6 protein-coding genes are annotated in these 5,463 nt (G+C 66.9%); 5 read left to right on the top strand and 1 reads right to left on the bottom strand.

Annotated elements, in window-relative coordinates; genetic code table 11:
• Nucleotides 1–341 (top strand): putative sulfate exporter family transporter (locus tag GPA27_RS27730; protein WP_169143638.1); only part of this gene is annotated, 341 nt, incomplete at its 5' end.
• A 167-nt stretch (nt 342–508) separates the two neighbouring features.
• On the opposite strand, the gene GPA27_RS27725 is transcribed toward GPA27_RS27730, so the two are convergent.
• Nucleotides 509–1,453 carry a LysR family transcriptional regulator gene (locus GPA27_RS27725; protein ID WP_169143637.1) on the bottom strand — a complete coding sequence of 315 codons (945 nt, stop codon included), beginning with the start codon at nt 1,451–1,453 and terminating at the stop codon, nt 509–511.
• A gap of 320 nt (nt 1,454–1,773) precedes the next feature.
• Between GPA27_RS27725 and GPA27_RS27720 the strand changes: the two genes are divergently transcribed.
• The 4 genes from GPA27_RS27720 to GPA27_RS27705 all read left to right on the top strand — a co-directional run.
• Nucleotides 1,774–3,279 carry an aldehyde dehydrogenase family protein gene (locus GPA27_RS27720; RefSeq protein WP_169143636.1) on the top strand — a complete coding sequence of 502 codons (1,506 nt, stop codon included), beginning with the start codon at nt 1,774–1,776 and terminating at the stop codon, nt 3,277–3,279.
• Between the two features lie 73 nt (nt 3,280–3,352).
• Nucleotides 3,353–3,526 carry a hypothetical protein gene (locus GPA27_RS27715; protein ID WP_169143635.1) on the top strand — a complete coding sequence of 58 codons (174 nt, stop codon included), beginning with the start codon at nt 3,353–3,355 and terminating at the stop codon, nt 3,524–3,526.
• 1 nt (nt 3,527) lies between these two features.
• Nucleotides 3,528–5,009, top strand: coding sequence for a purine-cytosine permease family protein (locus GPA27_RS27710; protein WP_169143634.1), 1,482 nt, complete (start codon nt 3,528–3,530; stop codon nt 5,007–5,009).
• 13 nt (nt 5,010–5,022) lie between these two features.
• Nucleotides 5,023–5,463, top strand: a 441-nt coding sequence (locus tag GPA27_RS27705) for a GMC family oxidoreductase N-terminal domain-containing protein (RefSeq protein ID WP_211165290.1), incomplete at its 3' end; no start/stop codon positions are given.

Raw genomic sequence — 5,463 nt, 5'->3', positions numbered from 1 at the left:
AGCTCTTCCGCGTGGCGATGCTGTTGCCGGTGGTGGCGGTGGTGTCGCTGCTCTTCCGCGACGGCACGGCGAGCGGCAAGAAGCCGCCGGTGCTGCCGGGTTTCCTCGTCGGCTTCGCGGTGCTGGTGTTGATCAATAGTCTGGGGCTGATCCCCAAGCCGGTCACCGACGCCGCCTCCAGCCTCTCGCGCTGGTGCCTCGTCGTGGCGATCTCGGCGCTCGGGGTCAAGACCTCGTTCCAGCAGCTGGCTGCGGTGGGCTGGCGACCGGTGGCGATGCTGGCCGCCAATACGGTCTTCCTCGCGGCGCTGATCCTGGGCGGACTCCTGTGGCTGCGCTGAGCGGGGATTGGGCGGAGAGGCGTTGCGTAACTTCGTGCGGTTGGCGCTGGTGAGTGTTTCGCCAAGTGGTGGCGGAGACGGGCTGCCGCCGTTCCGCTCGTGCCCCGGAAGAGTGTCGCTGAGCTGGCCGAGTCGTGCGGCAATGAGTGCGATTGGAATACAACCCCTCAGTTGTCATGCTGCGGCGCGGGAACGAACGGGCTGGTTGGCAAATTTCGCCTAGCCCCCGCCAACCCGTCGATGAAGGCCCGCAGTACGGCGGGCATCGCTTGGCTGCGTCGGGTGACTACAGAGAAGGGCCATCTGTTTTCCAGGTTGCGCGCGCGAAGGCGGCGCATGCGGCCGGAATCGACCCAGCGTTGCGCGTAGTGCAGGGGCAGGAAGCCGATGTAGGCGCCGGAGAGGATGAGGATGGCCTGCGCCTCGACATTGTCGACGGTCGCTGCTGCCATGCGCGTCTCGAGCAGGTGCAGATCCCTTTCTTGCATATAGGCGCGCGCAACGACGCGGCTCGTCGAGATCAGTTTCATTAGCGCGTCGCCGTCGTCGGGCGCGGAGTGGAGCGGATGGCCCTTGCCGCAGAACAGTCCGTCGGCTTCGTCATAGAGGGCGGTGTATTCGAGGCCTGCGACCTGCAGCGGGAAGTGACCGATCGCGAGGTGCAGGCGGCCGTCGAGGATGCGAGCTTCCAGTTCGGCGGGGCTGCCGATGTAGATGTCGATCTGAACGTCGTGGCCGAGCGCGAGGAAGCGCTGCAGGGCGGGGAGGATAGGCGAGGCTCCGTCGGTGACCGTGTTGTCGATCAGCCCCAGTTGTAGCCTCCCCGCGATGCGCTGCGCGAGGACGCTGGTGTCCATGCAGAAGCTTTCGACAGCGAGCAGCAGGCGCTGGGCTGCCTCGTAAGTCGCGTGCCCGTGTTCCGTGAGGCGGAACCCCCCGCGGCCGCGCTCGCACAGCTTCAATCCCAGCCGCGTCTCCAGCGTCGTCATCTGCTCGCTGATCGTGCTCTGGCTGACGTTCAGCGCGGCCTGGGCGGCCGAAAAGCCGCCGTGGCGGACCACGGCGACGAACACGCGCACCAGTTTCAGATCGACGTCGTGGAGCTGTTTCATCGCTTTCCTTCGTGCGTTTACTTCGAAATTTACGATTTTAATATCTTGTCGTGACTATTTTTCCGAAGCAAGTCCGGAAATATAGTCCGTCCATGCCCGACACGGCCAACAGAGCCGGGCGGAGCAGATCGAAGGAGGAGACCGAGCCATGCCCTGCAAGCCCGCCCGCGTGCTGCACCGCGCCCACCGCGCGTCCGCTTTTCCCCGGTTGCCTTCCGCCGATCGGCTTGCCGTCGCCCCGACGCAGCCCCCCGTCCGTTCCTGCTTCATCAATCACCCTCGCGCGCAGGCCTGAGTGCGCACAATCACGGAGACAACGCATGGACAGCATCGTCGAAGCCTATCTGCAACGCTACGGGGTTTCCCCCGGCGCGCAGCGATTCCTGCGCAAGACGCAGAAGATGTACATTAACGGCGAGTGGATGGGCGCGAGCGAGGGCGCCGTGGCCGACGTGATCGAGCCCTCCACGCTCGGCCGCATCACGCAGATCCCGCTTGCCACCGTGGCGGACCTGGACCGTGCCGTTGGCGCCGCCCGCGCGGCCTTCGACTCCGGCCCCTGGCGCACGATGAAGCCGCTGTCGCGTGAACGCCTGCTGCACAGGCTGGCTGACCTGGTCGAGGCCAACGCGGCGGAAATCGCCGAGATCGAATCGGTGGACATGGGCAAGTCGGTCACCAGCGCGCGCGACATCGACGTGCAGGGCACGGTGGATACCTTTCGCTATTTCGCCGGCTGGGCCACGAAGATCCACGGGCGCACCGTCGAGCCGGCTGCGCTGCCCGGCGAATATGTCGCCTTCACGCGCAAGGAGCCGGTCGGCGTCGTCGGCGCGATCGTGCCGTGGAATTTCCCGCTGCAGACCATGGCCTGGAAACTCGCCGCGGCGCTCGCTGCCGGCTGCACTGTGGTCGTCAAGCCGGCCGAGCTGACCTCGCTGTCGGCGCTGCGTTTTGCCGAACTCGTCGAGGAGGCGGGCATCCCGCCGGGCGTGGTCAACATCGTCACGGGCACCGGGCGCGACATCGGGGCCGCGATGTCGCGCCATCCGGGCATCGACAAGCTGAGTTTCACCGGTTCGACCCCGGTCGGCCAGGAGGTCGGGCGGGCGGGTCTCGACACCCTCAAGCGCCTGACGCTGGAGCTCGGTGGTAAGTCCCCGGTCCTGGTGCTGGAGGATGCCGATCTGGCGGCGGCGGCACGTGCCGTCGCGAACGGCGTGTTCTTCAATTCCGGGCAGGTGTGCGACGCAGGCACGCGCGTGTATGTGCAGCGCGACGTGCACGACGCCTTCATGCGCGAGCTCGTCGACGTGACGCGCACGCTCAAGATGGCGCCCGGCCTGGATCCCGACTGTTTCATCAGTCCGCTCGTGTCGTTGCAGCAGAAGCGCCGCGTTGCGAGCTACATCGACGCCGGGATCACGGAGGGGGCGGAACTCGCATACGGCGGGCGGGCGCAGGACGGCTGCTTCGTGGAACCGACGATCTTCGCTCATACGCGTAGCGACATGCGCGTCGTGCGCGAGGAGATTTTCGGGCCGGTGCTCGTCACCGCGCCGTTTGACGACCTCGACGCGGCGGTCGCCGAAGCGAACGATTCGCCTTATGGCCTGGCGGCCGCGATCTACTCGAACGACCTCGGCCGCGTGCATCGCCTGATCCCGCGCCTGAAGGCCGGCTCGGTGTATGTGAACGCGCACAGCACGCTCGACCCGGCGATGCCCTTCGGCGGTTTCAAGCAGTCCGGTTTCGGGCGCGACCTCGGACCCGAGCAGCTCGACTTCCTGACGGAAACCAAGGCCGTGTGGATCACCCTGCCCTGAACACACCGATAAACGCCGTGGCCGGACGCGCGCAGGACGACGGGCGCCGGCCGCGGGCGACGAGGAGACAAACATGCAAACAACAACGGATCGGGAACGCGAGCAGGACCTCGAACTGCGCCTGCGCGCTTACGAGAGGCTGGCCGACCAGCCCTACTGGCCGGGCGCAATGACTGCGCTCGACTACTCGCTGGTGCTGGCGATGACGCTCGCGCTCGTGATCGGCTTCTACGTCTGGGGGGTGTGAGATGTCGAACGCCGAACTGTTCCGCCAGGCCGCCGAGCGCGGCGACACCCCGCTGCTGCCCGGCGAGCGCCTGTGGGGCTTCTGGGAATTCACCTACGCCAACTCGGCGCTCGCGATCGCGACCTGGGCCTTCCTGATCGGCGGCGCGACCGCGGCCTTCGTCGGCCCGCGCGAAGGCATCGCCGCGATCATCATCGGCAACATCCTGGGCGTGTTGCTGGTCGCGCTGCCGACCTGCCTGCCCTGCGGCAAGTACGGGGTCGAGCAGTTCACGCTGTTGCGCAGCACCTTCGGACGCAACGGCAGCCGGCTCGTGTATGCGCTGGCGGTCGTGCTGCTGACGCTCGGATGGCTCGCCGTGCTCGGCATGATGTTCGGACGCTCGGTGGACGGCATGATCACGTTGCTCAAGACGGGGGAAGCGGCGACGGAGCCCGCCAACGGTGTGCTGGTCTCGCTGCTCGCGGCGGCGGCGATCGTCGTGACCGGGTTCGTCGTGGCTCGCGGGCCGACGTCGATCAAGTTCTTCAACATGGTCATGTCGCCCGCGCTGGTGCTGCTGATGCTCGTGATGATCTGGCTGATCCTCGACAAGCATGCGTTCGGTGACCTGCTCGGCCTGCCGGCGCTCGCCGCGCCGACGGACGACAAGCGGCTCAACTTCATGATCGCCGTCGAGGTGAACATGGCCGCCGGTTTCTCGTGGTGGCCGTATCTCGGCAACCTCGCGCGCCTGTCGAAGAACCAGCGCACGTCGTTCTGGCCCAACATCGTCGGCGTGTTCGGCGCCGCTTCGCTCGGCGAAATCGTCGGCCTGCTCGGCGCAGCGGCGATGGGCAACGCCGACCCGACGATCTGGATGACGACGATCGGCGGGCTGGCGATCGGCATCGTCGCGCTCGGTTTCATCGCCTTCGCCAACGTGACGAGCATGATCAACATCCTCTACACGTCGGTCGTCGGCCTCAGGCAGCTGGCAGGGCCGGTGCTCGGACGTCTGTCGTGGGACATGCTCGTCGCAGCCTTCTGCGTCGTGCCCATCGTCGTGGTGTTCGCGGCTCCCGGCATCTACGACGGCTTCTTCATCTTCCTGGTGTGGACCTCGGCCCTGAATGCGACGCTCGCGGGGATCGGCATGGCCGACTATTTCGTGCTGCGGCGCCAGCACATCAGCCTGCGCGCCGTGTTCGCGTCGCCCGAGCGGAGTCCTTTCGCGTACTGGGGCGGCTTCAATCCGATCGCGCTGACGGCGCTGTTCGCGGGCTCGGCGGTCTATGTGCTGGTGTTCAACCCGCAGACCCTCGCCGCCGGCCCCGGCTTCACGCTGCTGTCCGCGTCGATGCCGGCCTTCGTCGCGGCGGCCCTCGTGCAGTGGGTGGGCACGCGGGCGTTCGGGAGCCGGCGCTTCGGCGACTACGGCGAACGAATCCCTGTCGAGCCGCTGGCGGTGGTCGAGCCGGTCGTCGATCCCGCGGTTCAGTGATCGGGAGACAACCATGCAAGACACTTTCGACTACGTCATCGTCGGCGCGGGCTCGGCCGGTTGTGTGCTCGCGGCCCGGCTCACCGAGGATCCGGACGTGAGCGTACTGGTCCTCGAATACGGCGGCAGCGACCGCAGCGTCATCATCCAGATGCCGAGCGCATTCTCTCTGCCGATGAACACGCGCCGCTACAACTGGCATTACGAGACCGTGCCTGAGACGCACCTGAAGGGTCGTCGCCTGCACTGCCCGCGCGGCAAGGTGCTGGGGGGCTCCTCGTCGATCAACGGCCTGGTGTACATCCGCGGCCACGCCTGCGATTTCGACGAATGGGAATCGCTGGGCGCCGAGGGGTGGGGTTACCGCAACTGCCTGCCGTACTTCAAGCGCGCCGAGCACTTCAAGTTCGGCGGGGACGCCTACCGCGGCGACGCCGGGCCGCTGCATACGAAC

The sequence above is a fragment of the Aromatoleum toluolicum genome, from assembly GCF_012911005.2.
Classification (GTDB): Bacteria; Pseudomonadota; Gammaproteobacteria; order Burkholderiales; family Rhodocyclaceae; genus Aromatoleum; species Aromatoleum toluolicum.
The sequence above is the reverse complement of the archived record's forward strand: the minus strand, read 5'-3'. Positions and strand labels throughout refer to the sequence as shown.

Coding starts and splice junctions, on each gene's coding strand:
- GPA27_RS27725 (WP_169143637.1), bottom strand. CDS start 1,453: ATGAAACAGCTCCACGACGTCGATCTGAAACTGGTGCGCGTGTTCGTC.
- GPA27_RS27710 (WP_169143634.1), top strand. CDS start 3,528: ATGTCGAACGCCGAACTGTTCCGCCAGGCCGCCGAGCGCGGCGACACC.
- GPA27_RS27715 (WP_169143635.1), top strand. CDS start 3,353: ATGCAAACAACAACGGATCGGGAACGCGAGCAGGACCTCGAACTGCGC.
- GPA27_RS27720 (WP_169143636.1), top strand. CDS start 1,774: ATGGACAGCATCGTCGAAGCCTATCTGCAACGCTACGGGGTTTCCCCC.